This is a genomic window from Streptomyces sp. NPDC001594 (assembly GCF_042893675.1).
In the GTDB taxonomy this organism is placed as follows: domain Bacteria; phylum Actinomycetota; class Actinomycetes; order Streptomycetales; family Streptomycetaceae; genus Streptomyces.
Map to the genome: position 1 here is coordinate 353,748 of NZ_JBIAVB010000004.1, position 23,792 is coordinate 377,539.

A 23,792-nucleotide genomic window follows, 5' to 3' on the forward strand; every position below is an offset into this window, starting at 1 on the left:
CCCGCGAGGCCCAGGCGAGCGGCCCTGTGTGCGGTCGTGCGCGCACGACTCCCCCGGAGTTGGTTCTCCGTACGCCAGTCGCCGTGCGTACCGAACACCTTAGCGGGCGCCGCGCCCCGGAGGTTTCCGCGTCCACGATCCGAGCGACGATACAAAGGACGCCACCCATGTCACCCGCGTCACCAGCCAGACGGACGATCGGAGACCCCGTGTCGAGAACAGCTGATGCCATCCGCTCCGCCGACGAGCACAGCGCGCACAACTACCATCCCCTCCCGGTCGTCGTGGCCTCGGCGGAGGGCGCGTGGATGACCGACGTGGAGGGGCGGCGCTACCTCGACATGCTCGCCGGGTACTCGGCGCTCAACTTCGGCCACGGCAACCGGCGTCTGATCGACGCCGCCAAGGCCCAGCTGGAGCGGGTCACCCTCACCTCGCGCGCCTTCCATCACGACCGCTTCGCCGAGTTCTGCACCGAACTCGCCGCCCTGTGCGGCAAGGAGACGGTGCTCCCCATGAACACGGGCGCGGAGGCGGTGGAGACGGCGGTCAAGACGGCCCGCAAGTGGGGCTACGAGGTCAAGGGCGTCCCGGACGGCCAGGCCAAGATCGTGGTCGCCGCGAACAACTTCCACGGCCGGACCACGACCATCGTGTCCTTCTCCACGGACCACGAGGCCCGCGACCACTACGGCCCCTACACCCCCGGCTTCGAGATCGTCCCGTACGGGGACCTCACCGCCCTCGCCGCCGCCGTCACCGCCAACACCGTCGCCGTGCTGCTGGAGCCGATCCAGGGCGAAGCGGGCGTCCTCGTCCCGCCGCCCGGCTACCTGGCCGGGGTACGGAAGCTGACGCGCGAGCGGAACGTGCTGTTCATGGCGGACGAGATCCAGTCGGGCCTCGGCCGCACCGGAAAGACCTTCGCCTGCGAGCACGAGGACGTCGTCCCGGACGTGTACGTGCTGGGCAAGGCGCTCGGCGGCGGCGTGGTGCCGGTGTCCGCCGTGGTCGCCGACCGCGACGTGCTCGGCGTGTTCCGGCCCGGGGAGCACGGCTCCACCTTCGGCGGGAACCCCCTTGCATGCGCCGTCGCCCTGGAGGTGATCGCGATGCTGCGCACCGGCGAGTACCAGCAGCGCGCCGCCGAACTCGGCGACCACCTGCACCGGGAGCTGAACCTGCTGACCGGCGGCGGCGCCGTGACCGCCGTGCGCGGCCGCGGGCTGTGGGCGGGCGTGGACATCGACCCGGCGCGCGGCACGGGCCGGGAGGTCTCCGAGAAGCTGATGGCGCGCGGGGTCCTGGTGAAGGACACCCACGGGTCGACGATCCGGATCGCTCCGCCGCTGGTGATCTCCAAGGAGGACCTGGACTGGGGTCTGGAGCAGCTGCGCGTGGTCCTCGCCGCCGGCTGACGCGCCGCCTGTGGGGGCAGCCGGTCCGGTGCCCCTACAGGATCACGTGCGGCAGGAAGCGGGCGTACTCGTCCGTGACCGGGCCCGCCGACTCGCGGATGCCGAGTCCGGCCGCCTCCTCCTCGACCACCCACGCGCCGAGGACGACGCGGTTGCCGTCGAAGTCGGGCAGCGGGGAGAGGGCCTGGAAGACGTACGTCTCCCCCTCGGCCGGGACGAACGGCTCGCCGTCCGGCTCGTGCAGGGTGACCCCGGCGCCTTCGCGGCCCAGCAGCGGCTTGGCGGCGTAGCCGACGGTCTCGGCGAGCTCGCGGGGGCCGTCGAGGTAGGCGGGCAGCAGGTTGGGGTGCTCGGGGAAGAGCTCCCAGAGGATCGCCAGCAGCGCCTTGTTGGCCAGCAGCATCTTCCACAAGGGTTCGATCCAGGCGGTGGTGCCGGTGCCGCCGCCGTGGTCGTAGGTGCCGAGGACGTGCGGGCCGAACTCGTCCTCGACCAGCCACTCCCACGGGTAGAGCTTGAAGCAGCCGCGGATGAAGCGGAGCTTGTCGTCCACGAACCGGTTCGAGAGGCTGTCCCAGCCGATGGCCTCCACGGACAGGGCGTGGGTCTCGATCCCGGCCTGCTCGGCGGTCTCCTGGAGGTAGGCGACCGTCATCAGGTCCTCGCCGAGCTCGTCGGTCTCGGAGTGCGCGAAGTGCAGCGGGCCGGGCGGCAGCAGCTCGGCCTGCCGGCGCCAGGCGTCGACGAGCCGTTCGTGCAGGGAGTTCCACTGGTCGGCGCCGGGGAAGCGCTCCTCCATCCAGAACCACTGCGGGCTGGCCGCCTCCACCAGGGAGGTGGGGGTGTCGGCGTTGTACTCCAGCAGCTTGGCGGGGCTGCCGGAGCCGTCGTAGCGCAGGTCGAAGCGGCCGTAGAGGGAGGGCTGCTCGGCGCGCCTGCGCCAGGACTCGGCGATCAGCTCCGCGACCTTCGGGTCGGTGATGCCGAGGTCGGCGAAGCGGTCGTGCTCCACGATGTGGGCGGCCGCCGCCAGGCACATGGCGTGCAGTTCCTCGACCACGTTCTCCAGCGCCTCGACCTCGGGGAGGGAGAAGGAGTAGTACGCGCTCTCGTCCCAGTAGGGGCGCAAGGAGTCGTCGGGAAAGCGGGTCAGCGGATAGATCAGGCCCTGCTCCTCGACGGTCTTCTGCCAGTCGGGGCGGGGCTCGATGGTGTGGCGCTCCATGCGGGCTCAGCCGCCGGAGGAGCTGGAGTGGCTGCCGCCGATGCCGCCGCGGGTGACGGCCGACTTGTCGAAGCTGCCGCCGGTCACCTTGCCGTTGCTGACGGTGCCGCCGTAGTAGTACGAGCCGCGGCCGCCGCTCTTGCAGTCCTTCGAGTTGAGGTGCTCCAGCGTGGACCGGGAGGCACACCGCTTGTCGGGCTCGTCGCTGCTGCCGCAGGCCACGAGGGTGGCGGCGAGCAGGCCCATGCCGCCGAGGGCGACCGCGCCGGAGCGCATGCGTCGTCGGGTGGTGTCGCTGGTGTCCATGGCGAGCACCTTAGATCGGCCGGACGGAGGGAGGGAATCCGGCCGTCGTCACACCCTTGTCACGGCGGCGGCCCTAGAGTCGGGTTTCGTGCTGATCGGAATGGTTTGCGCGCTGGGCGCGGCGGTGTGTTTCGGAACGGCCTCGGTCCTCCAGGCGATGGCGGCCCGCGCGGCGGCCCGCCCGGAGGGGACGGGCTCGGGCGTGGACGCCGCGCTGTTCCTGCGGGCGGTGCGGCAGTGGCGGTACGTGGCGGGGCTGGGACTGGACGCGGTGGGCTTCGTGCTCCAGATCATCGCCCTGCGGCACGTCCCGATCTACGCGGTGGGCGCCGCGCTGGCGGCGAGCCTGGCGGTGACGGCGGTGGTCGCGGCCCGGCTGCTGGGGGTGCGGCTGTCGCGGCTGGAGTGGGGCGCGGTGGCGGTGGTGTGCGCGGGGCTGCTGATGCTGGGGCTGGCCTCCGGTGAGGAGGGGCACGGGGTCGGCACGCTCGCGCTCAAGCTGGGCCTGCTGGCGGTGGCGGGGCTGGTGCTGCTGGTCGGGGCGGTCGCGGGCCGGCTGCCGGAGGGCTCGCGCGCGCTGGTGCTGGGCCTGGCGGCCGGGACGGGCTTCGGGGTGGTGGAGGTGGCCGTCCGCCTCATCGACTCCCTCTCCCTGCGGGAGCTGCGCAACCCGGCGCTGTACGCGCTGCTGCTGGGCGGGGCGGCGGCCTTCCTGTTGCTGACCTCCGCGTTGGAGCGGGGCTCGGTGACGGCGGCGACGGCCGGCCTGGTCCTCGGCGAGACGGTCGGACCGGCGCTGGTGGGCGTGGCCTGGCTCGGCGACCGCCCCCGCGAAGGCCTGGCCTGGCTGGCCGTAACGGGCTTCGCGGTGGCGGTGGCCGGAGCGTTGGCGCTGTCGCGCTTCGGGGAGCCTAAGGAGCCGTGAGGGCTCCCAGGAAGGCGGCGAAGGCGGGCTTCCCGATGGTCACCACCGGCCCGCCGTCACCGGCCTTGGAGTCCCGGACGGGGACGGTGCCGGGGAGGTTGAGGGCGACCTCCACACACTGGCCGCCGTTGCTGCTGTACGAGGACTTGAACCACTGCGGGGTTGTCGTCATGGGGCCTTGATACCCGCGACGAACGCCGCGAACGCCTCCGCCCGGAAGTTCAGCACCGGCCCGCCGGGGGTCTTGGAGTCCCGGACCGGGACGACGCCGGGGGTGTTGGTGGCGACCTCGACGCACGCGCCACCGTTCTCGCTGTACGAGGAGGTGATCCAGTAGAGGGACTCAGTCGTGGTCGTCACGGGCTGCCCTTTCGTAAGGTACTGATCATGGCTACAGATTCCGCCTGAGACAGCGCTTCAGCCTGAAGCTGATGATAGGCGGTCAGCAGCGGCACCACCGAGGCGCCGTCGCGCTCCAACTGCCCACGCTGGGCGGACTCCGCGTAGGAAACGAGGGCCCGGCTCTGCATCGTCAGGATGTAGAGGGGCAGGCTGAGCGGCCGACGGTCGCCCATGTCGAACGGCGCAACCTGAAGCACCGTGTTGGGCAGTGCCGCGAACTCGACCAGGCGCGCCAACTGGGCGTCCATCACGCCCGCTCCGCCGACCGGCCGTCGTAGGCAGCTCTCGTCCAGCACGACGAAGACCAGAGGCGGAGGCGTCCGAAGGATCGCCGCCTGCCGCTGCGCGGCTAGGGTGATCCGTTCCTCCGCCTGCTCAGGCGTGATCGCAGCCCGCTCGACGGCTCGGTTGTTGAGTGCCGTTGTGTACTCGGGCACTTGGAGCAGCCCCGGGATGACTCCGACCTCATAGAGGCGGATCTCCGCCGCGCGCGCCTCCTGGTCAACGTATTCAGGGAAGCCCTCAAGCATGGCGGTGTACCGGACGGCCTGACTCTGCCTTGCGAGTCGCTCACCGGTGCCGAACACCCTGTCAGCACTTGCCGCGAAACGACGGGTTGGAGGACGGCGACCAGTTTCGACCGCCGAAATGTGCGTCCCCGAACACCCGAGGCGCTCAGCGAGCTCCTCCTGGGTCCACCCCCGCTCCTCGCGCAGGGCACGTACACGCTGCCCGAACGCCGCACTCGGCGACTTGTCAGGGTCAAGCTCTTTTCGGTTCATACGATTTCACCCAACTCCCCAAACAATCTCCGCAAGTTGAAGGCATTCCCGCCGTCAGCCACGCTGAACCTGCCCAGTAGTTGAACGACTACGGAGAGGAGCGGCGGCATGTCCGACGACCGGAACGAATGGCGCCAGCGGTTCAGCAGCACCCGGCGGGGTGCACGGCTCGCCCGGCACTTGGCGGTACTGGAGCTCTGCCGGTGGGACTTCCCGCTCGGCGGGGACGAGTCCGACCGGGTGGCTCAGGTCGTCGCCGAACTCGCGGCCAACGCCGTGGCCCACGGCTCCGTGCCCGGGCGGGACTTCGAGCTCGGGCTCAAGCGGCTGGACGGGGTGCTGCGGGTGGAGGTGTCCGACGCGGACGCGGGGCGGCAGCCCGATCTGCGCCCCGCCGGGGACGGCCACGGGTACGGGCTGCGCATCGTCGAGGAGCTCTCCGACGCCTGGGGCGTCACCGGAAGGGTGGTCGGCAAGACCGTCTGGGCCGAGGTCGTCCAGCGGCGGCGGCCGGCTACGGGAGCGCAGCGATAAGCGCCTCCAGGGTGGGGGTCCACGCGCTGTCGGCCGGGGTCCCGTAGCCCACCACCAGCGCCTCCCGCACCGGCATCTCCGTCTCCGGGTGCCGGTACCGCTCCAGCCCCTCCACCGCCAGGCCCTGCCAGGCCGCGGCCCGGACGACCGACCGCTCGGTGCCGGGCGGCAGGTCCAGCACCGCGTGCAGCCCGGCCGCGATCCCGGAGACGGGGACCCGCCCGCCCAGCGCGGCGACCAGTTCGTCCCGGCGGCGCCGGTACCGCAGCCGCATCGCCCGGACGTGCCGGTCGTAGGCGCCGGAAGTGACGAACTCCGCCAGCGTCAGCTGGTCCAGCGCGCTCGACGTCCACTCGGCCGGGCCCTTCGCCGCCATCACCTCGTCCAGCAGGTCCGGCGGGACCACCATCCAGCCGATCCGCAGGGCCGGGGCGAGGGACTTGCTGGCGGTGCCGAGGTAGACCACCCGGTCGGGGTCCAGGCCCTGGAGCGCGCCGACCGGCTGGCGGTCGTAGCGGAACTCCCCGTCGTAGTCGTCCTCCAGGACCAGCCCGCCCGTGGTCCGCGCCCAGTCCACCGCCGCCGCCCGCCGCTCGGGGGTGAGGGCCGCGCCGGTGGGGAACTGGTGCGCCGGGGTGAGGAGTACGGCGCCCACCCGGGGGCCGAGGGCGGGCAGGTCCGGGGTGCGGGCCCCGGCCTCGTCCACCCACAGCGGGCGGGTGCGCAGCCCGCCGTTGGTGAGGAGGGCCCGGTGCAGGTCGAGGCTGAGGCCCTCCACGGCCATCTCCCGCACCCGCCGGGCCCGCAGCACCTGCGCGAGGAGGCGCGCGGCGTGTACGAAGCCGGCGCACAGCACGATGTGGTCGGGGTCGGCGTGGACCCCGCGGGCCCGTGCCAGGTAGCCGGAGAGCGCCTGGCGCAGCTCGATCCGGCCGCGGGTGTCGGCACCGTAGCCGAAGGCCTCGTTCGGGGCGTCGGTCAGGGCGCGGCGGGCCGCCGCCAGCCAGGCGGTGCGCGGGAAGGCGCCGACGTCCGGGGAGCCGGGGACCAGGCTGTAGGCGGGGCCGCGGCGCGCGGGCCGGCGGACCCGGCGCGGGGGTGCGGCGCGGCGCGGCTGGGCTCGTTCGGCCACGCGGGTGCCGGAGCCCTGGCGGGCCGTGAGCCAGCCCTCGGCGACCAGCTCGGCGTAGGCCTCGGCGACGGTGTTGCGGGCGATGCCGAGGTCGGCGGCGAAGGTGCGGGAGGAGGGCAGCCGGGTGCCGGGCGCGAGGCGTCCGCTGCGGGCGGCCTCGCGGAGGGACTCCGTGAGCGCGGCCCGCAGGCCGCGTTCGCCGGGGGCTGTGGCGGAGAGCTCCAGGTGCAGGTCGGCCCCGTAAGTGGCCCACGAATCCGTCATGGATATGGACCATATAGGCGGGCCGTCCGGTTCGTACGGTGGAGCCATGAGCAACGAAACGAAGACCACGGAACTGGCCGCCGAGCACACCCCCCGCATGCAGCTGTTCAAGCTCGCCCCGGAGGCCTACAAGGCCGCCGTCGCGCTGGACAAGGCCTCGCAGAAGGGCCTGGACCCGAGCATCGCGGAACTGGTCAAGATCCGCGCGTCGCAGATCAACCACTGTGCGTTCTGCCTGGACATGCACACCAAGGACGCCCTCGCGGCGGGCGAGAGCGTCGAGCGGATCGTCCAGCTGAGCGCCTGGGAGGAGTCCAAGCACTTCTACACGGAGAAGGAGCTGGCGGCGATCGAGCTGACCGAGGCCGTCACCGTCCTGACGGACGGCTTCGTCCCGGACGAGGTGTACGAGAAGGCCGCCAAGCACTTCGAGGAGGCCGAGCTGGCCCAGCTGATCACGGCCATCGCCATGATCAACGTGTGGAACCGGATCGCCGTCACCACCCGGCTGGTCCCGGGGCACTACACCCCGGGCGCGCACAAGCAGTGACCGGCGGCCGGGCGGGCGCTCAGTCCGGCCGGAAGGAGTCCAGGGCCGCCGTCAGGTTGGCCCTGGTCGTCGTGGCGTCGGTGGCCGGGCCGGCCGCGAGCAGGGCCCAGCGGTTGCCGTCCGGGGTGGTGACGATGCGCTCCATGCCGCGGCGGCGGCCGTGGGACTCGGCGCTGTCGTACTCGTAGACCAGCTCGCAGCCGGTGCCGTCCACGGGGGTGACGGACACCTGCTGGTAGGCCGGGGTGTTGTCGCCGAGGCGCGCGGAGGACATCCGCAGCAGCTCGCAGGAGCCGGTGGAGGCGGGCTCGCTGATCCGGAAGATCTGGAGCAGGGCGCTGCGGTCGCCGCCGGGCGGCCGGTAGAAGGCCCCGCCGCCCTGTTCGTCGCGGCTGGGCCCCCACCCGGTGGGGACGGCGACCGAGAAGCCGTCCGCGTCGTGCGCGAGCGTGAAGCCGGGGCGCGTGGAGGGGCTCGGGGAGCCGCTCGGGGTCGGGCTGCCGGACGACGGGGCGCCCGTGGAGGGCGTGCCGGGTCCCGGGGTGACGGGGGAGGACGCCGAGGGGGTCGGCGGGCGGGCGTCCGAGGGCGGGGCGGTCTTGTCGCCGAGCAGCATCCACGCCGCGACGGAGGCTCCACCGACGACGGCCGCCACCACCCCGACCAGCAGCGGCATCCGCCATGGCCGGCCCTGGCCGGGCTCCTGGTGCGGGGGCGGGGGCACTGGCGGCAGCGGCGGCCACGCCTCGTACCCGGGCGCGGCCCGCGGCGGCAGCGGCGGGAGCCCCTGGGCCGGGTTCCCGGGGCCCGGGTGCCACCCCTGCCGGGCGGGCTGCTCGTACCACGCGGGGCCGGCCCCCTGCCCGCCACCGGCGACCCGCGTGACGTCCTCGGCCCCGGGCGGGGCGGAGTGCTCCGGCTGGGCGGGATGCGCCGGCGCGGCCGGGTACCGCGGGCCGACCAGGTACTGGGGCGCGCCCGGGTACTCCGGCCCGGCAGGGTGCTGCGGCGCGGCCGGCTGGCCCGGACCGGCCGGGTGGCCGGGCCGGGTCGGGTGCTCCGTACCGGCCGGGGGCTCCGGCGCAGCCGGGTAGCCCGTACCGGCCGGGGGCTCCGGCGTGGACGGGGCGTCGGAGTCGGCTGCGGGCGGGGCGGGCGGCGCCGCCGGGTGCTCCGTACCGGCCGCGGGCTCCGGGAGGGCCGGGTGCTGCGGCGCGGCCATCGGCTGCGGCTGGGCGGCGTACTCCGGCTCGGCGGGGTCGGACGGCTGCGGGCCCGGTTCCCAGCGCTGGGTGCGCGGGTTCCACCAGGTGTCGTCGGGCGAGGACACCGTTCAGCCTCCCAGCGAGCCGAGCAGCCCGGCCAGTGCCGTGGCCGCGCTCACCGTCTCCACCAACGGGGCCCACCGTTCCAGCGCCGCGCGCAGCCGGCCGGCCACGCCCGGGCGGATCTCCCCCGCCCCTTCCAGCTCGGCGGCCGCGTCCTCCAGTTCCGCGTCGAGCTCCCCGCGCCCGCTGCTGCGCGGCACCCGCACCAGCTCGACGCGCAGGTCGTGGACGGCCCGCAGCAGTTCCTCGGGGGTGGGCGGCCGGTCGTCCGGGGCGCCGTTGTGGACGGTGTTGGTGTTGTTGCTGCCGCCGATGCTGAAGGCGGTGTTGCTGATGCTGCCGATGTGGACCGGGCGTTCGTCGTCGCCGTTACTTCCCACCGCTGCTCCCCTTGCCGCTCGTACCGCCCCCGGCGGTGTTGTGGTGGCCGGTGCCGCCGACGCTGAACGCGCTGTTGCTCACCGACTGGATGAACGTAGCCCCCTCGGCCACGTGGATGGCGCGCTGGGCGAACTCCGCGGTGTGCCAGCCCGCTTCGTGCAGGGCGACGGTCACTCCGCCGACGACCCGGTCCTGGATGGTCTTCAGGTACCGGTCGAGGTCCATGAGGTGGAAGAGGGAGCCGTCGTCCATCGCGCCGAGCTCGCGCACCGACAGCTGCGGCCCGTCCGGCCGGGCCCCGCCGTGGCCGCCCGTGACGATCCGCCACCAGGTGGCCAGTCCCCGGAACAGGCTCGCCACGGCGCCCCAGAACGACCCGGGGGTGGCGGCGAGCGCCGCGACCGCCTTGCCGAACCAGGTGTTGTTGAGGAAGCGCTGGGCGTCCGCGTCGGCCTTCTGGAAGTCGGTCCGTACGGGCAGCAGCACGTGCGGTGCCACCTCCAGCATCAGCATCCCGCCCTGGGTGTGGACCCGTACGAACACGGTCACGACGAGGTTCTCGTCCCAGCCGCCGACCCGGACGCGCAGGAAGTACCTGCGGGCCTCCCCGCCCTCCTCGACGGCTCCGCGGCGGTGCGTGCCGAACTGCTCGCGCGCCTGCCGGGCCCGGTCCCGGTGCGGCAGGCCCGCGGCCGGCAGGAACACGCACTCGTCGACGACCAGCTCGCGCAGCCGGTCCAGCACGTCGGCCTGCGCCTGCGCCGAGCCGTGCGGGGACGGCACGCGCAGGTCCTGGAGCAGGGGCACGATGCGCGCCACGATGTCGGCGTTGGAGACGGGCTGCGGCTTGCGGTCGGGGCCGAGGTCGTCGCGGGGGCGCAGTTCGACGGAGAGCTGCCAGGGGCGGTACGCCTCTCCCGCCCCGGTGAAGGGTCCGTTGATGTCGTACATGATCAGCGCCGAGTGCTGTTCGCCGCGGATCCGTTCGCGGACCCGGGTGAAGCGGGGGCTCTGGGTGACGGGGTCGGCGGACAGGTCGGCGTACCGGCGCGGGTCGAGGTCACGCGCGACGATCCGGGCGCCGTAGCCGCGCTGGAGGGCCACGAGGGCGACGATGGCCGCGAAGACGAGCGGGGTCAGCCACAGGGTCAGGGGCACGGTGTCGTCGGAGCCGCCGTAGCCGCGCGACCCGTACCCGCCGTATCCCCCGTACCCGCTGGAGGAGTCGGCGAAGAGGGAGCTGAAGATGCTGCTCGTGCCGTCGGTCAGGATCGCCCAGAAGAGGAAGAGGATGAAGGCGAACGTCAGCCAGGCATACCCCCTGACCACGACGGACAGGATCCGCAGCCCCACGCTCTGCCGGCGCCGGAGCCAGTCGGCGAGGTTCAGCAGGAGGAAGGGGAAGAGCAGCGCGGTGAGCATTCCGCTGGTCAGCAGCCCGCCGACGAACCAGGCACCGACGATCCCGGCGGCCCAGGCGAGCTCGACGCGTCGGGCGCGCAGGGCGTGGGCCAGGACACGGGTGGCGTCGAATCCGTACGAGGGGGCGGCGATCCGCTCCTCGTGGACGTACAGCTCGTCGATCACCCGGTCGCGGTACGAGCCGTCGAGGTAGGTCCCCGCACAGAGCAGGCGGCCCGCCTCGCTCAGGGAGGGGTGGACCGGTGGGCGGCCGTTGCGCGGGTCCGCCGGGGTGCTGCCGCCGGACTGAGGGGGAATCAGGTGGTCGGTCACCGGGCGACCTTATTTGCCCCCTACATGAACCGATAGGCCAATTCACGCCAAAGCGCCCCGGTCGCGTTTGACCGGGGCGCAAGGGTGTTCGCAATGATCAGGCGAGGGAGTGAACCCCCTGATCAGCGCGGACGGATCAGATCAGGCCGAGCTCGCGGACCGCGTCGCGCTCCTCGACGAGCTCCGCCACGGACGCGTCGATGCGCTTGCGGGAGAACTCGTTGATGTCCAGGCCCTGGACGATCTCGTACTTGCCGTCCTTGCAGGTGACGGGGAAGGAGGAGATCAGGCCCTCCGGGACGCCGTAGGAGCCGTCCGACGGGATGCCCATGGAGGTCCAGTCGCCGGCGGCGGTGCCGTTGACCCACGTGTGGACGTGGTCGATGGCGGCGTTGGCGGCGGAGGCGGCCGAGGACGCGCCACGGGCGTCGATGATCGCGGCGCCGCGCTTGGCGACGGTCGGGATGAAGGTGTCGGCCAGCCACTGCTCGTCGTTGACGACCTCGGCGGCGTTCTTGCCGGCGATCTCCGCGTGGAAGATGTCCGGGTACTGGGTCGCCGAGTGGTTGCCCCAGATGGTGAGGCGCTTGATGTCGGTGAGGTCGGCGCCGGTGCGCTGCGCGAGCTGCGAGAGGGCGCGGTTGTGGTCCAGGCGGGTCATCGCGGTGAAGCGCTCGGCCGGGACGTCCGGGGCGGCGGCCTGCGCGATGAGGGCGTTGGTGTTGGCCGGGTTGCCCACGACCAGGACCTTGATGTCGTCCGCGGCGTGCGCGTTGATCGCGGCGCCCTGCGGCTTGAAGATGCCGCCGTTGGCGGAGAGCAGGTCACCGCGCTCCATGCCCTTGGTGCGCGGGCGGGCGCCCACGAGGAGGGCGACGTTGGCGCCGTCGAAGCCCTGGTTCGGGTCGTCGAAGATGTCGATGCCCTTGAGCAGCGGGAAGGCGCAGTCGTCGAGCTCCATGGCGGTGCCCTCGGCGGCCTTCATGCCCTGCGGGATCTCCAGGAGGCGGAGCTTGACCGGCACGTCCGCGCCGAGCAGGTGGCCGGAGGCGATGCGGAAGAGCAGGGCGTAACCGATCTGGCCGGCAGCGCCGGTGACGGTGACATTCACGGGAGTGCGGGTCATGGCCTTCTCCGTTAGACAGCTGGCGGTGGGGCGTCCCCGCCCCGTGTGCTGGGTCCCAAGTACTGGGGAGGACGCCGCTTCCCTGTCCTGCGAATCTTGACGTGAAGAGACATCCGCCCGTCAGGCTATCCGACCGGAGGGGTCCCGAACCCCCCGGACCCTGTGGTCCACGGCACACGACCCCCGGGTTCGAAGGCGCGGACGCGTGCACGACCTGTACTCCAGGCGGGCGGACCGCCCTTTCCAGGCCCCTTCGAGGGGCCGGGCGCGCCGCGCCGCGGGGCGTCCCGGCGGCGCGGCGGACGTCCCGTCAGCGGACGGTGAAGCGGACCGCGGTCTCCAGGAACGGCAGGTGCAGCGGCGCCTTCGGCTCCACCACCAGCGCCAGCAGGGTGATGGCCACGCCCAGCACCCCGTACGTGACCATGTCGGTGAACCGGGAGCGCACCGCGAGCATGCCCACCGAGGGCAGGGCGCGCCGCAGGACCGAGGCCGCGATCAGGGCGACGCCGATGACGAGGCAGCCGATGCGGGGGTGGCCGAACGCCGTGGTCAGCAGTCCGACGGCGGTGGCGCCGAGGACGCTGAGCATCGGCCACTGGCGGGCGGGCGTGGACACGGCACCGGGGATGGCCCGGCCGGCGCCCTCGGGGCGGGCGGTGTCCTGGGTGACGGAGGGGAACCGCCGGGACCTGGCCACCGGCCGTGCGGGGGCGGCCGCCGCGGCGCCGGAAGTGGCCGGCGTGGCGGGGGTGGCCGCCTCCTCACCCGGGGCGCCGGAACCGGTGCCGTCCGCGCTGCCGGTGCCGTCCGTGTCGTGCTCAGCCCGCACTGCCGGCCCGCTCCGCCGCCTCGACCACGTTCACCAGCAGCTGCGCCCGGGTCATCGGGCCGACACCGCCCGGGTTCGGGGAGATCCAGCCCGCCACCTCGGCGACGCCCGGGTGGACGTCACCGACGATCTTGCCGTTCTCGTCCCGGCTCACGCCGACGTCCAGGACGGCCGCGCCCGGCTTGACGTCCTCCGGCTTCACCAGGTGCGGGACGCCCGCCGCCGCGACGACGATGTCCGCCTGGCGCAGCAGCCCGGCCAGGTCGCGGGTGCCGGTGTGGCACAGGGTCACGGTGGCGTTCTCGGACTTGCGGGTGAGCAGCAGCCCGATGGAGCGCCCCACGGTGATGCCCCGGCCCAGGACGACCACGTGCGCACCGTTGATCTCGACGCCGTGGTGGCGCAGGAGTTCGACGATCCCGTACGGCGTGCAGGGCAGCGGGCCCTGCACGCCGAGCACCAGGCGGCCGAGCGAGGTCGGGTGCAGCCCGTCGGCGTCCTTGGCCGGATCCATCAGCTCCAGCACGCGGTTGGTGTCGATGCCCTTGGGGAGCGGCAGTTGGACGATGTAGCCGGTGCAGGCCGGGTCCTCGTTCAGCTCGCGCACGACCGCCTCGATCTCCTCCTGGGAGGCGGTGGCGGGGAGTTCGCGGCGGATGGAGGTGATGCCGACCTCCGCGCAGTCCTTGTGCTTGCCGTTGACGTACCAGCGGCTGCCCGGGTCGTCGCCGACGAGCAGGGTGCCGAGGCCGGGGGTGACGCCCCGCTCCTTCAGCGCCGCCACCCGGGCGGTCAGTTCGGATTTGATCGCGGCCGCGGTGGCCTTGCCGTCGAGAATCTGGGCGCTCATGAGTGCATCCTTCCGGATGGGACGGCCCGGCTTCCACTCGGGCGGAGGCCGGAGCACGCTCTTCATTGCACTTGCACAACAAGTCTGGCCCGGCTTCGCAACCAACTGGACAAGGCCACCGCGATCCCACCACGATGACGGGCAGCAAGACGATCGAATGAGTGCCGCGGGCAGTGCCGGGGGGCGTACCGCAGAAGCAAGTGTCCTCCAGCGTGCCGTGCGTCCCCGCACTTCACGGAGGAAACACCCAGATGAGCTTCGGCGACCCGAACAACCCCTACGGGCAGCAGCCTCAGCAGCCGCCGCAGGGCCAGCCCGGTTACGGCTACCCGCAGCAGGCCCCGCAGGGCGTCCCGCCGCAGGCCGGCTACGGCTACCCGCAGCAGCCGCCGCAGCAGCCGTACGGCATCCCCGGCCAGTACCCGGGCCAGCCCGGCGCCCCGGTGCCTGAGGGCTTCGCCAACGTCCCCGGTCTGGGTCCGGTCGAGGTCGGCACCTACGGCGCCCGGTTCGGCGCCCGCCTGCTGGACATGATCTTCGCGTACATCGTGGTGATCATCCTCAACGTCATCATCTTCGGCGCCGCGTTCGCCGGCTCCAGCAGCAGCAGCGACAGCGCGGCCGGCGGCCTCGCCCTCGGTTCGCTCGTCGCGTCCCTGCTCGTCTCCGCGCTGACGTTCATCTTCTACGACGTCATCTTCGTGAGCGCGATGGGCACCACCCCCGGCAAGATGATCCTCGGCATGCGGATCGTCAACTCGCGCACCGGCCAGAAGCCCAGCTTCGGCCCGGCGCTGGTCCGCTGGGGCTTCCCGATCGGCCTGGGCTACATCACCTGCGGCCTCGGCTACGTCCTCATCGTGATCTCCCCGTTCTTCGACAACACCGGGCAGCTCCGCGGCTGGCACGACAAGGCCGCCAACACCCTGGTCATCAAGAAGCGCTAGGGGCGTTCCGTACGGCGAAGGCCGCCACCCGCTGGTGCGGGTGGCGGCCTTCGCCGTGTCAGTGCCCGTGTCTCAGTGGAAGAAGTGGCGCGTACCGGTGAAGTACATGGTCACGCCCGCCTTCTTCGCGGCCTCGACGACCAGCTCGTCACGGACCGACCCGCCCGGCTGGACGACGGCCTTGATGCCCGCGGCGGTCAGGATCTCCAGCCCGTCCGGGAAGGGGAAGAACGCGTCGGACGCCGCGTACGAGCCCCGCGCGCGCTCCGCGCCCGCCCGCTCGACGGCCAGCTTCGCGGAGTCGACCCGGTTGACCTGGCCCATGCCGACGCCGACCGAGGCGCCGTCCTTGGCCAGCAGGATCGCGTTGGACTTGACGGCGCGGCAGGCCCTCCACGCGAAGGCGAGCTCGGCGAGCTCCTCGGCGGACAGGGCGTCGCCGGTGGCCAGGGTCCAGTTCGCCGGGTCGTCGCCCTCGGCCTGGAAGACGTCGCTGTGCTGGAGCAGCACGCCGCCGCTGATGGGCTTGAGGTCGCCCGGCTGGTGCGGGGTGCCGTCCACCTTCAGGACGCGGATGTTCTTCTTCTTGGCGAGGATCTCGACCGCGCCGTCCTCGTACGCCGGGGCGGCGATGACCTCGGTGAAGATCTCCGCGACCTGCTCGGCGAGCTCGACGGTCACCGGGCGGTTGACGGCGATGACGCCGCCGAACGCCGACAGCGGGTCGCAGGCGTGCGCCTTGCGGTGCGCCTCGGCGACGTCCGCGCCGACGGCGATGCCGCACGGGTTGGCGTGCTTGATGATCGCGACGCAGGGGCCCTCGTGGTCGTAGGCGGCCCGGCGGGCGGCCTCGGTGTCCACGTAGTTGTTGAAGGACATCTCCTTGCCGTGCAGCTGCTCGGCGTTGGCGAGCCCGCCCGGCTGGCCGTCGGTGTAGAGCGCGGCGGCCTGGTGCGGGTTCTCGCCGTAACGCAGGGTCGACTTGCGCTCCCACGCGCCGGCCAGGAACTCGGGCAGCGCGCCCTCCTCGGCCTCCGCCTCCGGGGCGTACGCGTTCGTGAACCAGGACGCCACGGCCACGTCGTACGCGGCGGTGTGCTGGAAGGCCTCGGCGGCGAGCCGCTTGCGGGCCGTCAGGTCGAAACCGCCGCCCTGGGCGGCCGCGAGGACGTCGGCGTAGCGGGCCGGGCTGGTGACGACCGCGACCGAGGGGTGGTTCTTGGCGGCGGCGCGGACCATCGACGGGCCGCCGATGTCGATCTGCTCGACGCACTCGTCCGGGGTGGCGCCGGAGGCGACGGTCTCCCGGAAGGGGTAGAGGTTGACGATCACCAGGTCGAACGGCTCCACGCCCAGCTCGGCGAGCTGGTTGCGGTGGTCCTCCAGGCGCAGGTCGGCGAGGATGCCGGCGTGCACGCGCGGGTGGAGGGTCTTGACCCGGCCGTCGAGGCACTCGGGGAAGCCGGTCAGCTCCTCGACCTTGGTGACGGGCACACCGGCCGCGGCGATCTTCGAGGCGGTGGAGCCGGTCGAGACGAGCGCGACGCCCGCCTCGTGCAGGCCGCGGGCCAGGTCTTCCAGTCCCGTCTTGTCGTAGACACTGACGAGCGCACGGCGGATCGGCCGCTGGGTCGCAGCCGTCGTCGTTTCGTTGGCGGTCACTGGATTGTTACCTTTCGTCCCTCAATGCGGTAGCCGTGCCGGGCCAGGCGCCCCACGACGTCGACGAGCAGCTGGCGCTCGACTTCCTTGATGCGCTCATGGAGCGCGGCTTCGTCCTCCCCGTCCCCGATCTCCACGACACCCTGGGCGATGATCGGACCGGTGTCCACGCCGCTGTCCACGAAGTGGACCGTGCAGCCGGTGACCTTCGCCCCGTACGCGAGGGCGTCCCGCACCCCGTGCGCGCCGGGGAAGGCCGGGAGGAGGGCGGGGTGGGTGTTGATGAACCGGCCGCCGAAGCGGTCGATGAAGTTCTTGCCGACGATCTTCATGAATCCCGCGGAGACCACGAGGTCCGGCGCGTACGCGTCGGTGGCCTCGGTGAGGGCGGCGTCCCACTCCTCACGGCTCCCATAGGCCTTGACCGGGCACACGAAGGTCGGGATCCCGGCCTTCTCGGCCCGCTCCAGACCGGCGATGTTCTCGCGGTCGGCCCCGACGGCGACGACCTCGGCACCGAAACCCTCGGCTCCGCCGGGGTGGGCGTCGATGGCGTCGAGCAGGGCCTGGAGGTTGGTGCCGGAGCCGGAAACCAGCACGACCAGGCGGGAGGCGGCCATGGGAGGCCCTTTCTCACAGGATTTGCGACGTTGGTCTTGTGTGGTCATACGAAACTTCGGGGTACCGATATACGGGGAACCATACGAAGCCACCGACCGCACGCAACGATACCGGCACACGGGACCGCCCCCGAGGGACGGGGGGACGGGCGGGCGGTAGCGTCTGGCGTACACGCCGCACGACCCGGCGCACGCCGGGTCCACGACGTCCACGACTCCGTCCACGCCACAGGGGAAGTAAGCCACTAGATGCCGGACCGCCGTCAGCCCGACCCCTCCACCGACGACAACCCCTTCGCGGCGCCCCCGGAGGGCCGGCCCGACCAGCCGTGGCAGCCCCGGCAGCCGCAGCGCCCGCGCGACGGCGGCGGCGGCGACGGCGGCCCGACCGGTCCCAACCCCGGCGACGGCCAGGAGCCCGGCGGGCCGGCCCGCTGGGACCCGATGGACCCGGTCCAGCGGCGGGCGCGGTACGCGATGCTCGCGGGCATGTGGGGGTTCTTCTTCGGGATCTTCGGGATCCCCTCGGTGGGTCTGCTGCTGGGCGCCCTCGCGCTGTACTGGGGGATCAGCGCGCTGCGGGGCCGCCCCGCGACCCCGGCCGACCCCACGACGGGCACCCCGGCCCGGCCGGGCGGCCTCTCCGCCCTCGGCCCGGCGGCCCGGCCGCAGCGGGCGGCGGCGGTCAGCGGCCTGGTGTCGGCGACGCTGGCCCTGCTCCTGGCGGGCACCTCGTACGGGCTGCAGCTGGCCTACAAGGACTTCTACGTCTGCCGCGACGACGCGCTCACGCAGACGGCGGAGCTCCAGTGCAACACGCTCCTCCCGGACAACGTGATCGGCAACGTCCTGAAGGTCCAACGCTGACCTTCCCCGTCACCGCTGCGCGGGCCGAACTCCCCGCCCCGCCCTTCCCCCGTTCCCAGGGGCTCCGCCCCTGACCCCGATACCGCGCGCTCCGCGCCCGGTGCGCTCAATCGCCGCGCGGGCTTGAATTTCGCTGCGCGAAATCCAGCCGCGCGGGCGATGTCGCGGGTGGTCCCCGCAGGCAAGGGACCAGGCGCGCCAAAATCCAGCCCCGCCGGCGTTTGAGGCGCGGGGGGCTGGGGGCGGCCCCCAGGGGGGCCGGGGCGGAGCCCCGGGGAACGGGCGAAGGGCGGGGCGGGGAGACCGGCTCCGCGCAGCGGCCCCCTCAGGCTTCGGGACGCCGCCGCGCCAGCACCCGCGCCCCAACCACCCCCGGCACCAACGGCCCCGCCTCCGAACCACCCTGACCCCCCGACGCCCCCTCAGCCGGCGCAGCCGGCGCCTCGGCCGGCGCAGCCGCCGGAACAGGCGGAACGGGAGCCTCGGCCAGCGGAGCGACCAGCGGCTGGGCCGCCTCCCTCAGCACCGCCCACCTCAACTCCCGCACCCCCGAGTCGTGCCACGCGTCCCCACCCCCACCGGCGGAACCGACCGGCCGGTTCCGTACCCCGTGCACCCCCACCGCCACCGGCACCGCCAGCACCAGCACCCACCCCGCCGCCGCGGCCCCCGCCTGCCACCACACCGGCCCGAACGCCGCCAGCGCCCGCGTCCCCAGGGAGCCCGCCGACGCCGCCGCCAGCCCGGCCGTCGCCAGCCCGCACACCACCGCCCCCAACGCCGCCGTCAGCGCGGTCTCCCCGTACGAGACCTCCCGCGCCCGCCGCACCGCGAGCCACCCCACCACCAGCCCCGCCGCCACCGGCACCCCGGCCGCCGCCCACGTCAGCGGCGACCCCGGCCCCTCCGGCGGGAGCGCCGCCAGCAGCGGGAACCTCGGCAGCGCCGCCGCCCCCTCGAAGCCCAGCGGCGTGGCCGTCGCCCCGGTCCCCACCGCGAACCCGGGCCCCAGCCCGTACGCCGCGCCCCACACCACCGCGTTCGGCACCAGCGTCACCGCCAGCAGCAGCACCGCGAACCGCCCCGACCACACCCCGGTCAGCGTCAGGAACGAGGACTGCACCTCCCCCGCGTGCCACACCAGCGACACCCCGACCAGCACCGTGCCACCGCCCAGCAGGACGAGCACCCCCGCCACCCCCGACCGCAGCGCCAGCGCGTACCGCGGCCGGGCCACCGCCCTGCGCACGGCACCCGGGACCCAGCCCGGCAGGGGCCCCTCCGGCCGCCCCTTCACCGCCCACACCCCGGCGCCCGCGGCGGCCACCGCCACCAGCGGAAGGTGCCAGGCGGCGCTGATCGGGTCGGCCGGCATCGGGCCGCCCGCCGCGTACAGCGTGGCCAGCGCGCCCACCGCCAGGTAGCCGCAGAGCACGGCGGAGAACACCGCACCCGCCGGCAGCACCTCCTCGGCCTCCGCCTCCGCCCCGACACCGACGCCCACACCGACCCCGGAGGCGCTGCCCAGCCGGGCCGCCCGCCGCATCAGCAGCACGGGCAGCGCCACCAGGAGCAGCGGGGTCACCCCGACGGGCGCGGGCACCCCGGACAGGGTGTCGTAGCGGACGAGTTCGGTCCCGTGGGCCATCAGCCACAGGCCGGCGGCGAGGTGCAGTGCCCCGCCGGGGCCGCTGTCGGGATAGGGGGAGCTGATCCACAGCACGATCACGAGCACGGCCAGGAAGCCGAGCCCCAGTCCGGCGGCCACGGCGCCGCCCAACACGCAGGCGGCCGCCGCGGGTGAGCGGCGCGGCGCCCGGGCCTGCGGGGCCGCCGGCAACGGGGCCCCGCGTTCGATCACTTGGGTCACACCCGCCATGGTGCCAACGACACGCGCTATGGGTGGGTAACAGGCGATTGTCCGTTGTGTCGCCCAATATACGTTTATGTACTTTATCGCCCAGTGCTGTGCTGCCAGGTCGCGGGGAGTGTGACATGACGCCAGACGTCGAGACGGGCTCCGGCTCGGAGCGGGGCCTGCCGCCCCCCAAGGAGCGGCGCCGGCTGCGCGAGTCGGGCGAACTGACGCACGAACAGGTCGCGACGGAGCTCGGGGTCACCCCCGGCACGGTCCGCTCGTGGGAGAGGGGCCGCACCGAGCCGGGGGCGCGCACGCGCGCCGCGTACGCGGCCCTCCTGAACCGCCTCGCGCGCGCGAGCGCGGACCACCCGCACACCCGCCCGGCCCGCGCCACGAAACGCCCCCCGAAGCCCCCCTCCCCCCCGGTCCCGGCGGGGCCGTGCGACACCGCGGGGAACGCGGCACCACCCCCGTCCTCGTCGGCCCACACCCGCGCCGACGCCGTCTCGGAGCCCCCCGGACCGGCCTTCGCCCCGCACCCCGCCCACACCCCAGCCTGGGCGGCCCCGGACGACCCGGCACCGGCCCCCGCCCTGCCGGACCACACCCCGACGGGCCACACCACGACGCCGAACGCCACACCGGCCGTCACCCCGGCGGGCCACATCTCGGAAGCCGCACCACCGGCTCACACCCGAGCGGACACACCGGCCCCCACACCCGGCCACACCCCGAGCCACACCCCACCGGCCACCACACCGCCCAGCCACGCCCCGGCGGGCTCCGCACCGGACACCGCGCCGGAGGCGGCGGCCCCGGCCGGCGAGGCCGCGTACGCCGCCGCCCCCGCCCCGCCCGCCGCACCCGCGCGACCCACGCGTCCCGTGCGGCCCGCCGAGGCGTTCGACGCGCTCTACGCCTACTCCGCGCCCGCCCTCGTCCGGCAGGTCTACCTGCTGACGGGCCGTCGCACCCTCGCGCAGGAGTCCGTGGAGCGGGCGTTCCGTCAGGCCTGGGCACAGTGGCCCGAGGTGGCCACCGACCCCGACCCCGTCGGATGGGTCCGCGCCGCCGCCTACGAGTACGCGCTCTCCCCCTGGCGACGGCTGCGCCGGGCCCACCGCATCCCCAGCCAGCCCGACAAGGCCCCCGCCGACCCCAACGACCGCATCCTGCTGGGCGCCCTCCTGGCCCTGCCGCCCGCGCACCGCCGGACCGTGCTGCTCTACGACGGCGTCGGCCTCGACCTGCCCGACACGGCCACCGAGACCGAGGCCAGCACCCCCACCACCGGCAACCGGCTGCTCCACGCCCACGCCGACCTCGCCGCCCGGCTCCCCGGGCTGGCCGGCGTGCCCCCGCAGGAGCGGTCGGCCGTGCTGCGCGCGTGGCTCGGGGCGGTGCGGCCCGCCGTGCCACTGGAGCCACCGGCGGCGGCCACCGTCCGCACGCTCAGCGAACACCGCGCCCGCCGCTGGGCGCGGGCCGCGCTCATGCTGACGGCGGTGATCGCCGTGACGACCGGGTACACCACCGTCACCGCGCCGGACCACTACGTGGCACCGGTCCCGGCCGGCGTCGGCGTCTCCGGGGTCCCGCCGCTCAGCGGCCCGCCACGGCTGACCGAGACCAGCCGCTTCCTGCAGGACAAGCTGCGCGACCACCCCGCCGCCGGCCCCCGCAGGATCCACCCGAAGCCGGAGTGACCGGAGCCGAAAAGGGGCGTGGCCCGCACCCCGGAGGGTGCGGGCCACGCCCGTCGTGCGGTACAGCTCCTACCGCTACCGCTTACTTCGCGCCTTCGAGGATCTCGCGCGCGAGCTTGGCCGTCTCGGTCGGCGTCTTGCCGACCTTGACGCCGGCGGCCTCAAGGGCCTCCTTCTTGGCCTGTGCGGTGCCAGAAGAGCCGGAGACGATGGCGCCGGCGTGGCCCATGGTCTTGCCCTCGGGGGCGGTGAAGCCCGCGACGTAGCCGACGACCGGCTTGGTGACGTTCTTCGCGATGAAGTCCGCCGCACGCTCCTCGGCGTCGCCGCCGATCTCGCCGATCATGACGATGAGCTCGGTCTCCGGGTCGGCCTCGAAGGCCTCCAGGGCGTCGATGTGCGTGGTGCCGATGACCGGGTCGCCACCGATGCCGACGGCGGAGGTGAAGCCGATGTCGCGCAGCTCGTACATCATCTGGTAGGTCAGCGTGCCGGACTTGGACACGAGACCGATCTTGCCGGGCTTGGTGATGTCGCCCGGGATGATGCCGGCGTTGGACTGGCCGGGGGTGATCAGACCCGGGCAGTTCGGGCCGATGATGCGGGTCTTGTTGCCCTTGGCGGTCGCGTACGCCCAGAAGGCGGCGGAGTCGTGCACCGCGATGCCCTCGGTGATGACGACGGCCAGCGGGATCTCGGCGTCGATGGCCTCGACGACCGCGGCCTTGGCGAAGGCCGGCGGGACGAAGAGGACGGAGACGTTGGCGCCCGTCTTCTCCATCGCCTCGGCGACCGAGCCGAAGACCGGGACCTCGGTGCCGTCGAAGTCGACGGTCGTGCCGGCCTTGCGCGGGTTCACGCCGCCGACGATGTTGGTGCCGTCAGCCAGCATCAGCTTGGTGTGCTTCATGCCCGTGGCACCGGTCATGCCCTGGACGATGACCTTGCTGTCCTTGTTGAGGAAGATAGCCATGTGAGTCTGTGACCTCTGCCCTTACTTCGCAGCCGCGAGCTCGGCGGCCTTGTCGGCCGCACCGTCCATGGTGTCCACGCGCTGGACCAGCGGGTGGTTGGCGTCCGAGAGGATCTTGCGACCCAGCTCGGCGTTGTTGCCGTCGAGGCGGACGACCAGCGGCTTGGTGACCGCCTCGCCCCGGTCCTCGAGCAGCTGCAGCGCCTGGACGATGCCGTTGGCGACCTCGTCACACGCGGTGATGCCACCGAAGACGTTGACGAACACGGACTTGACGTCCGGGTCGCCGAGGATGATCTCGAGGCCGTTGGCCATGACGGCGGCGGAGGCGCCACCGCCGATGTCGAGGAAGTTGGCGGGCTTGACGCCACCGTGGTTCTCACCGGCGTACGCGACGACGTCGAGGGTGCTCATGACGAGACCCGCGCCGTTGCCGATGATGCCGACCTCACCGTCGAGCTTGACGTAGTTGAGGTTCTTCGCCTTGGCGGCGGCCTCGAGCGGGTTCGCGGCCGCGTGGTCCACGAACTCCTCGTGGCCCGGCTGGCGGAACTCGGCGTTCTCGTCCAGGGAGACCTTGCCGTCGAGGGCGATGACCTCGCCGGACGCGACCTTGGCGAGCGGGTTGACCTCGACGAGGAGCGCGTCCTCGGCGATGAAGGTCTGCCACAGCGTCACGAGGACCTCGGCGACCTTCTCGGCGACCTCGGCCGGGAACTTCGCCAGGGCGACGATCTCGCGGGCCTTCTCGATCGTGACGCCCTCGTTGGCGTTGACCGGGACCTTCGCGAGCTTCTCGGGGGTCTCCTCGGCGACCTGCTCGATGTCCATGCCACCCGCGACCGAGGCCATGGCCAGGAAGGTGCGGTTGGTGCGGTCCAGCAGGTACGAGACGTAGTACTCCTCGAGGATCTCGGGAGCGGTCTCGGCGATCATCACCTTGTGGACCGTGTGGCCCTTGATGTCCATGCCCAGGATGTCCGTCGCGCGGGCGACGGCCTCGTCCGGGGTGGAGGCGAGCTTGACGCCGCCGGCCTTGCCGCGGCCGCCGACCTTCACCTGGGCCTTGACGACCGACTTGCCGCCCAGCTTCTCGGTGGCCTCGCGAGCCGCCTCAGGCGTGTCGATCACTTCACCGGCCAGCACCGGTACACCGTGCTTGGCGAAGAGGTCCCTCGCCTGGTACTCGAACAGGTCCACGCGCGTCCGTCCCTTGTCTTAAAGATTCGCAGTGATTCGCGGTTTGTCTGCTATCTGCGTGGGCGTGCCGCGGAGGGCAACGTGACGGCGCTGTCACTGGGGAGGCGCACACGGTGACCGTGGACGCGGCATGTCCGTCTCGCAGGTTATCCCCGAGGGCCGTAGGA

Annotated in this window: 24 protein-coding genes and 1 riboswitch; of the genes, 7 read left to right on the forward strand and 17 right to left on the reverse strand. The window is 73.2% G+C overall.

Annotated features, from left to right (window positions below; translation table 11 throughout):
- Position 1: 1 nt before the first annotated feature.
- A riboswitch (ZMP/ZTP riboswitch) is annotated at positions 2 to 92 on the reverse strand.
- 117 nt (positions 93 to 209) lie between these two features.
- Positions 210 to 1,418, forward strand: coding sequence for an ornithine--oxo-acid transaminase (gene rocD, locus ACFY0O_RS10590; RefSeq protein ID WP_388945290.1), 1,209 nt, complete (start codon positions 210 to 212; stop codon positions 1,416 to 1,418).
- Between the two features lie 34 nt (positions 1,419 to 1,452).
- Here rocD and ACFY0O_RS10595 read toward each other — a convergent pair whose 3' ends face one another.
- Positions 1,453 to 2,643: a glutathionylspermidine synthase family protein gene (locus ACFY0O_RS10595; protein ID WP_388945293.1), complete on the reverse strand. Its 1,191-nt coding sequence runs from the start codon at positions 2,641 to 2,643 to the stop codon at positions 1,453 to 1,455.
- A gap of 6 nt (positions 2,644 to 2,649) precedes the next feature.
- Entirely contained in the window at positions 2,650 to 2,949 is a 300-nt protein-coding gene (locus ACFY0O_RS10600) for a hypothetical protein (RefSeq protein WP_388945295.1), read from the reverse strand.
- A 100-nt stretch (positions 2,950 to 3,049) separates the two neighbouring features.
- Here ACFY0O_RS10600 and ACFY0O_RS10605 point away from each other — a divergent pair, with 100 nt between their 5' ends.
- On the forward strand, positions 3,050 to 3,874 hold the full coding sequence (locus ACFY0O_RS10605; RefSeq protein ID WP_388945618.1) for a hypothetical protein: 825 nt from the start codon (positions 3,050 to 3,052) through the stop codon (positions 3,872 to 3,874).
- Here the strand turns inward: ACFY0O_RS10605 and ACFY0O_RS10610 are convergent.
- From ACFY0O_RS10610 to ACFY0O_RS10620, 3 genes are read right to left on the reverse strand one after another with little or no spacing between them, the layout of a single operon-like run.
- Positions 3,861 to 4,046, reverse strand: a complete 186-nt coding sequence (locus ACFY0O_RS10610) for a DUF397 domain-containing protein (protein WP_388945298.1) — start codon at positions 4,044 to 4,046, stop codon at positions 3,861 to 3,863. The two genes, ACFY0O_RS10605 and ACFY0O_RS10610, sit on opposite strands and share 14 nt — an antisense overlap.
- Positions 4,043 to 4,234, reverse strand: coding sequence for a DUF397 domain-containing protein (locus tag ACFY0O_RS10615; RefSeq protein WP_388945300.1), 192 nt, complete (start codon positions 4,232 to 4,234; stop codon positions 4,043 to 4,045). Before ACFY0O_RS10615 ends, ACFY0O_RS10610 begins: the two co-directional genes overlap by 4 nt.
- Positions 4,231 to 5,058, reverse strand: coding sequence for a Scr1 family TA system antitoxin-like transcriptional regulator (locus ACFY0O_RS10620; protein WP_388945303.1), 828 nt, complete (start codon positions 5,056 to 5,058; stop codon positions 4,231 to 4,233). Before ACFY0O_RS10620 ends, ACFY0O_RS10615 begins: the two co-directional genes overlap by 4 nt.
- Before the next feature lie 108 nt (positions 5,059 to 5,166).
- Between ACFY0O_RS10620 and ACFY0O_RS10625 the strand changes: the two genes are divergently transcribed.
- Positions 5,167 to 5,592 (forward strand): ATP-binding protein, encoded by a 426-nt coding sequence (locus tag ACFY0O_RS10625; RefSeq protein ID WP_388945305.1) that lies wholly within the window; start codon positions 5,167 to 5,169, stop codon positions 5,590 to 5,592.
- On the opposite strand, the gene ACFY0O_RS10630 is transcribed toward ACFY0O_RS10625, so the two are convergent.
- Positions 5,573 to 6,988, reverse strand: a complete 1,416-nt coding sequence (locus ACFY0O_RS10630) for a PLP-dependent aminotransferase family protein (RefSeq protein ID WP_388945307.1) — start codon at positions 6,986 to 6,988, stop codon at positions 5,573 to 5,575. The two genes, ACFY0O_RS10625 and ACFY0O_RS10630, sit on opposite strands and share 20 nt — an antisense overlap.
- A 46-nt stretch (positions 6,989 to 7,034) precedes the next feature.
- Here ACFY0O_RS10630 and ACFY0O_RS10635 point away from each other — a divergent pair, with 46 nt between their 5' ends.
- A complete protein-coding gene (locus ACFY0O_RS10635) occupies positions 7,035 to 7,538 on the forward strand; it encodes a carboxymuconolactone decarboxylase family protein (RefSeq protein WP_388945309.1) in 504 nt (167 codons plus the stop codon).
- A 19-nt stretch (positions 7,539 to 7,557) separates the two neighbouring features.
- Here the strand turns inward: ACFY0O_RS10635 and ACFY0O_RS10640 are convergent, their stop codons facing one another.
- The 6 genes from ACFY0O_RS10640 to ACFY0O_RS10665 form a co-directional block, all read right to left on the reverse strand.
- Positions 7,558 to 8,868, reverse strand: a complete 1,311-nt coding sequence (locus ACFY0O_RS10640) for a hypothetical protein (RefSeq protein ID WP_388945312.1) — start codon at positions 8,866 to 8,868, stop codon at positions 7,558 to 7,560.
- A 3-nt stretch (positions 8,869 to 8,871) separates the two neighbouring features.
- Positions 8,872 to 9,246 (reverse strand): hypothetical protein, encoded by a 375-nt coding sequence (locus tag ACFY0O_RS10645; protein ID WP_388945314.1) that lies wholly within the window; start codon positions 9,244 to 9,246, stop codon positions 8,872 to 8,874.
- Positions 9,236 to 10,981, reverse strand: a complete 1,746-nt coding sequence (locus ACFY0O_RS10650) for a hypothetical protein (protein ID WP_388945317.1) — start codon at positions 10,979 to 10,981, stop codon at positions 9,236 to 9,238. The genes ACFY0O_RS10645 and ACFY0O_RS10650 overlap by 11 nt, the downstream gene beginning before the upstream one ends.
- 136 nt (positions 10,982 to 11,117) lie before the next feature.
- Positions 11,118 to 12,107 carry a malate dehydrogenase gene (locus ACFY0O_RS10655; protein ID WP_388945320.1) on the reverse strand — a complete coding sequence of 330 codons (990 nt, stop codon included), beginning with the start codon at positions 12,105 to 12,107 and terminating at the stop codon, positions 11,118 to 11,120.
- Between the two features lie 310 nt (positions 12,108 to 12,417).
- The gene (locus tag ACFY0O_RS10660) at positions 12,418 to 12,939 is read right to left on the reverse strand and encodes a DUF3017 domain-containing protein (protein WP_388945323.1); all 522 of its coding nucleotides are present in this window, start codon (positions 12,937 to 12,939) and stop codon (positions 12,418 to 12,420) included.
- Positions 12,929 to 13,789, reverse strand: coding sequence for a bifunctional methylenetetrahydrofolate dehydrogenase/methenyltetrahydrofolate cyclohydrolase (locus tag ACFY0O_RS10665; protein ID WP_388945326.1), 861 nt, complete (start codon positions 13,787 to 13,789; stop codon positions 12,929 to 12,931). The genes ACFY0O_RS10660 and ACFY0O_RS10665 overlap by 11 nt, the downstream gene beginning before the upstream one ends.
- A gap of 251 nt (positions 13,790 to 14,040) precedes the next feature.
- On the opposite strand from ACFY0O_RS10665, the gene ACFY0O_RS10670 reads away from it, so the two are divergent.
- The gene (locus tag ACFY0O_RS10670) at positions 14,041 to 14,736 is read left to right on the forward strand and encodes an RDD family protein (RefSeq protein ID WP_388945329.1); all 696 of its coding nucleotides are present in this window, start codon (positions 14,041 to 14,043) and stop codon (positions 14,734 to 14,736) included.
- 72 nt (positions 14,737 to 14,808) lie between these two features.
- Here ACFY0O_RS10670 and purH read toward each other — a convergent pair whose 3' ends face one another.
- Both purH and purN read right to left on the reverse strand, forming a co-directional pair.
- The gene (purH, locus tag ACFY0O_RS10675) at positions 14,809 to 16,398 is read right to left on the reverse strand and encodes a bifunctional phosphoribosylaminoimidazolecarboxamide formyltransferase/IMP cyclohydrolase (RefSeq protein ID WP_388945332.1); all 1,590 of its coding nucleotides are present in this window, start codon (positions 16,396 to 16,398) and stop codon (positions 14,809 to 14,811) included.
- Positions 16,395 to 17,018: a phosphoribosylglycinamide formyltransferase gene (purN, locus tag ACFY0O_RS10680; protein WP_358893518.1), complete on the reverse strand. Its 624-nt coding sequence runs from the start codon at positions 17,016 to 17,018 to the stop codon at positions 16,395 to 16,397. The genes purH and purN overlap by 4 nt, the downstream gene beginning before the upstream one ends.
- Before the next feature lie 249 nt (positions 17,019 to 17,267).
- Between purN and ACFY0O_RS10685 the strand changes: the two genes are divergently transcribed.
- Entirely contained in the window at positions 17,268 to 17,885 is a 618-nt protein-coding gene (locus ACFY0O_RS10685) for a hypothetical protein (protein WP_388945335.1), read from the forward strand.
- Positions 17,886 to 18,210: 325 nt separating this feature from the next.
- On the opposite strand, the gene ACFY0O_RS10690 is transcribed toward ACFY0O_RS10685, so the two are convergent.
- Positions 18,211 to 19,755, reverse strand: a complete 1,545-nt coding sequence (locus tag ACFY0O_RS10690; protein ID WP_388945337.1) for a DUF6350 family protein — start codon at positions 19,753 to 19,755, stop codon at positions 18,211 to 18,213.
- Between the two features lie 125 nt (positions 19,756 to 19,880).
- Between ACFY0O_RS10690 and ACFY0O_RS10695 the strand changes: the two genes are divergently transcribed.
- Positions 19,881 to 21,452, forward strand: coding sequence for a helix-turn-helix domain-containing protein (locus ACFY0O_RS10695; RefSeq protein ID WP_388945340.1), 1,572 nt, complete (start codon positions 19,881 to 19,883; stop codon positions 21,450 to 21,452).
- Between the two features lie 82 nt (positions 21,453 to 21,534).
- On the opposite strand, the gene sucD is transcribed toward ACFY0O_RS10695, so the two are convergent.
- Both sucD and sucC read right to left on the reverse strand, forming a co-directional pair.
- Positions 21,535 to 22,425 carry a succinate--CoA ligase subunit alpha gene (gene sucD / locus ACFY0O_RS10700; protein ID WP_045952187.1) on the reverse strand — a complete coding sequence of 297 codons (891 nt, stop codon included), beginning with the start codon at positions 22,423 to 22,425 and terminating at the stop codon, positions 21,535 to 21,537.
- Positions 22,426 to 22,446: 21 nt separating this feature from the next.
- Complete coding sequence (sucC, locus tag ACFY0O_RS10705) at positions 22,447 to 23,625, reverse strand: ADP-forming succinate--CoA ligase subunit beta (RefSeq protein ID WP_388945343.1); 1,179 nt, start codon at positions 23,623 to 23,625, stop codon at positions 22,447 to 22,449.
- Positions 23,626 to 23,792 lie beyond the last annotated feature (167 nt).

Excerpts from the sequence above, each read along its gene's own strand:
- ACFY0O_RS10600 (WP_388945295.1), bottom strand. The coding sequence starts at position 2,949 with ATGGACACCAGCGACACCACCCGACGACGCATGCGCTCCGGCGCGGTC.
- ACFY0O_RS10630 (WP_388945307.1), bottom strand. The coding sequence starts at position 6,988 with ATGACGGATTCGTGGGCCACTTACGGGGCCGACCTGCACCTGGAGCTC.
- ACFY0O_RS10625 (WP_388945305.1), top strand. The coding sequence starts at position 5,167 with ATGTCCGACGACCGGAACGAATGGCGCCAGCGGTTCAGCAGCACCCGG.
- ACFY0O_RS10655 (WP_388945320.1), bottom strand. The coding sequence starts at position 12,107 with ATGACCCGCACTCCCGTGAATGTCACCGTCACCGGCGCTGCCGGCCAG.
- ACFY0O_RS10695 (WP_388945340.1), top strand. The coding sequence starts at position 19,881 with ATGACGCCAGACGTCGAGACGGGCTCCGGCTCGGAGCGGGGCCTGCCG.
- ACFY0O_RS10685 (WP_388945335.1), top strand. The coding sequence starts at position 17,268 with ATGCCGGACCGCCGTCAGCCCGACCCCTCCACCGACGACAACCCCTTC.
- ACFY0O_RS10605 (WP_388945618.1), top strand. The coding sequence starts at position 3,050 with ATGGTTTGCGCGCTGGGCGCGGCGGTGTGTTTCGGAACGGCCTCGGTC.
- sucD (WP_045952187.1), bottom strand. The coding sequence starts at position 22,425 with ATGGCTATCTTCCTCAACAAGGACAGCAAGGTCATCGTCCAGGGCATG.
- purN (WP_358893518.1), bottom strand. The coding sequence starts at position 17,018 with ATGGCCGCCTCCCGCCTGGTCGTGCTGGTTTCCGGCTCCGGCACCAAC.
- ACFY0O_RS10670 (WP_388945329.1), top strand. The coding sequence starts at position 14,041 with ATGAGCTTCGGCGACCCGAACAACCCCTACGGGCAGCAGCCTCAGCAG.
- ACFY0O_RS10635 (WP_388945309.1), top strand. The coding sequence starts at position 7,035 with ATGAGCAACGAAACGAAGACCACGGAACTGGCCGCCGAGCACACCCCC.
- ACFY0O_RS10595 (WP_388945293.1), bottom strand. The coding sequence starts at position 2,643 with ATGGAGCGCCACACCATCGAGCCCCGCCCCGACTGGCAGAAGACCGTC.
- ACFY0O_RS10665 (WP_388945326.1), bottom strand. The coding sequence starts at position 13,789 with ATGAGCGCCCAGATTCTCGACGGCAAGGCCACCGCGGCCGCGATCAAA.
- ACFY0O_RS10610 (WP_388945298.1), bottom strand. The coding sequence starts at position 4,046 with ATGACGACAACCCCGCAGTGGTTCAAGTCCTCGTACAGCAGCAACGGC.
- ACFY0O_RS10620 (WP_388945303.1), bottom strand. The coding sequence starts at position 5,058 with ATGAACCGAAAAGAGCTTGACCCTGACAAGTCGCCGAGTGCGGCGTTC.